The 3,382-nt window shown below is 63.2% G+C and carries 2 protein-coding genes; both read left to right on the top strand.

Annotated features, from left to right (window positions below; all coding sequences use genetic code 11):
• Positions 1-351 (top strand): hypothetical protein (locus ACHWRX_RS00875; protein ID WP_394657748.1); only part of this gene is annotated, 351 nt, incomplete at its 5' end.
• Between the two features lie 176 nt (positions 352-527).
• Positions 528-3,382: DNA-directed RNA polymerase subunit beta' (gene rpoC, locus ACHWRX_RS00870; RefSeq protein WP_394657747.1), on the top strand; the 2,855-nt coding region annotated here is incomplete at its 3' end.

The raw sequence follows: 3,382 nt of genomic DNA, 5'->3' as shown, positions 1-3,382 counted from the left end.
CGTTCGATCGGGCCGTACTCGCTCGTCACCCAGCAGCCGCTGGGCGGTAAGGCGCAGTTCGGTGGCCAGCGCTTTGGTGAGATGGAGGTCTGGGCCTTGCAGGCTTACGGCGCCGCCTACACCTTGCAGGAAATGCTGACGGTGAAGTCCGACGACGTGGTCGGCCGCACCAAGGTCTACGAAGCGATCGTCAAGGGTGACGACACCTTCGAGGCCGGCATTCCGGAGAGCTTCAACGTGCTCGTCAAGGAAATGCGCTCGCTGGGCCTGAACGTCGAGTTGAACTCGGTCATCGATCACGATGAGGCCGACGACGAGGCGATCAACAACGGCCGGTTGGCGGCTGAATAGGAATACCGCCCCGCCGCAAGGCGCGGGCGTCTGAAATCTCCCCTCCCAGGCCTTACTCTTTGAGGCTTGGGGAGGGGCCGGGGGAGGGCCTGTTTGGCCGGACTCTCCACTCGGAAAAGAGAAAACAGGCCCTCCCCTAGCCCCTCCCGCCAGCGGGAGGGGAACTGGAGCGAAATATGAACGACCTGACCAAGTTCACGAACCAGATTGCGAAGCCCGAGACCTTCGATCAGATCCAGATCGGCCTCGCCTCGCCCGAGCGTATCCGCTCCTGGTCCTTCGGTGAGATCAAGAAGCCGGAAACCATCAACTACCGCACGTTCAAGCCCGAGCGTGACGGCCTGTTCTGCGCGCGCATCTTCGGTCCCGTGAAGGACTACGAGTGCCTGTGCGGCAAGTACAAGCGCATGAAGTACAAGGGCGTCGTCTGCGAGAAGTGCGGCGTCGAAGTGACCGTGACCAAGGTGCGCCGCGAGCGCATGGGCCACATCGAGCTGGCCGCGCCGGTCGCGCACATCTGGTTCCTGAAGTCGTTGCCGTCGCGCATCGGCCTGCTGCTCGACATGCAGCTCAAGCAGCTGGAGCGCGTGCTGTACTTCGAAAGCTACCTGGTGATCGAGCCGGGCCTGACCCCGCTCGAGAAGTTCCAGCTGCTCACCGAAGACGAGATGCTGGACGCGCAGGACGAGTATGGCGAGGACGCATTCTCGGCCGGCATCGGCGCCGAAGCGGTCAAGATGATGCTCATGAGCCTCGATCTTGAGCAGGAGCGTGACGATCTTCTGGAAGAGCTGCGGACCACCAAGTCCGAGCTCAAGCCCAAGAAGATCATCAAGCGCCTCAAGGTCGTGGAATCGTTCATCGATTCGGGCAACAAGCCCGAGTGGATGATCCTGGACGTCGTACCGGTCATCCCGCCCGAGCTGCGCCCGCTGGTGCCGCTGGACGGCGGCCGCTTCGCGACCTCTGACCTCAACGACCTCTATCGTCGCGTCATCAACCGCAACAACCGCCTCAAGCGCCTGATCGAACTGCGCGCGCCTGACATCATCGTGCGCAACGAAAAGCGCATGTTGCAAGAAGCGGTCGACGCGCTGTTCGACAACGGCCGCCGCGGCCGCGTGATCACCGGCGCGAACAAGCGTCCGCTCAAGTCGCTGTCCGACATGCTTAAGGGCAAGCAGGGCCGCTTCCGCCAGAACCTTCTGGGCAAGCGCGTCGACTATTCGGGCCGTTCGGTCATCGTGACCGGGCCTGAGCTGAAGCTGCACCAGTGCGGCCTGCCCAAGAAGATGGCGCTCGAACTGTTCAAGCCGTTCATCTACGCCCGCCTGGATGCCAAGGGTCTGTCCATGACCCTGAAGCAGGCCAAGAAGTGGGTCGAGAAGGAGCGCAAGGAAGTCTGGGACATCCTGGACGAGGTGATCCGCGAGCACCCGGTCATGCTGAACCGCGCGCCCACGCTGCACCGTCTGGGCATCCAGGCGTTCGAGCCCGTGCTGATCGAAGGCAAGGCGATCCAGCTGCATCCGCTGGTCTGCTCGGCCTTCAACGCCGACTTCGACGGTGACCAGATGGCCGTCCACGTGCCGCTTTCGCTGGAAGCCCAGCTGGAAGCACGCGTGCTGATGATGTCGACCAACAACATCCTCTCCCCCGCGAACGGCAAGCCGATCATCGTGCCGTCGCAGGACATGGTGCTGGGTCTGTATTATCTTTCGATGGACCGCGAAGGCGAGCCGGGCGAGGGCATGATGCTGTCCGACATCGCCGAGGTTCATCAGGCGCTGCATGTCGGCGCGGTGACGCTGCACTCCAAGATCCACACCCGGATCCCGCAGACCGACGAGGCCGGCAAAGAGTACATGCTCCGCGTCGAGACCACGCCGGGCCGCATGCTCATCGGCGAATGCCTGCCCAAGAGCCACACGGTTCCCTTCGACGTCGTCAACCGCCTTCTCACCAAGAAGGAACTGGGTGACGTGATCGATCAGGTCTATCGTCACACCGGCCAGAAAGACACGGTGCTGTTCGCCGACGCGATCATGTCGCTGGGCTTCCGCAACGCGTTCAAGGCGGGCATCTCGTTCGGCAAGGACGACATGATCATCCCGGACAGCAAGGTGGCGCTGGTGGCCGAGACCAAGGAACTGGTCGCGGACTACGAGCAGCAGTACCAGGACGGCCTGATCACTCAGCAGGAGAAGTACAACAAGGTGATCGACGCCTGGAGCCGTTGCGGTGACCAGGTGGCGAACGCCATGATGGACGAAATCCGCGCGATGCCGATCGATCCGGAAACCGGCCGTCAGAAGCAGATCAACTCGATCTACATGATGAGCCACTCCGGCGCGCGTGGTTCGCCAGCGCAGATGAAGCAGCTGGCGGGTATGCGCGGCCTGATGGCCAAGCCTTCGGGCGAGATCATCGAGACGCCGATCATCTCGAACTTCAAGGAAGGCCTGACCGTTCTTGAATACTTCAACTCGACCCACGGCGCTCGCAAGGGCCTGGCGGATACGGCGCTCAAGACGGCGAACTCGGGCTACCTGACCCGCCGTCTGGTCGACGTGTCGCAGGACTGCGTGGTCGTCGTCGACGATTGCGGTACCGAGCGGGCGCTGGAAATGCGCTCGATCGTGCAGGGCGGTTCGACCATCGCTTCGCTGGGGGAGCGTATCCTGGGCCGTACCCTGGCGCAGGACATCGTCGACAAGGCCGGCAACGTCGTCGCCAAGCACGGGCAGTTGCTCGACGAAGCGGCGGTGGCCAAGATCGAGGCGACCGGCCTGCAGGCCGCGCGCATTCGTTCGCCGCTGGTCTGCGAAGCGACGATGGGCGTCTGCGGCAAGTGCTACGGGCGTGACCTCGCTCGCGGTACGCCGGTGAACATCGGTGAGGCGGTCGGCGTTATCGCCGCGCAGTCGATCGGTGAGCCGGGCACGCAGCTGACCATGCGTACCTTCCACATCGGTGGTGCGGCGCAGCTGAACGAAACCAGCCACCTGGAATCGATCTCTGACGGTACCGT

Origin of the sequence: uncultured Novosphingobium sp. (assembly GCF_964277725.1) — a bacterium.
Classification (GTDB): Bacteria; Pseudomonadota; Alphaproteobacteria; order Sphingomonadales; family Sphingomonadaceae; genus Novosphingobium; species Novosphingobium fluoreni.
This window is presented reverse-complemented; position numbering and strand designations above follow the sequence as displayed.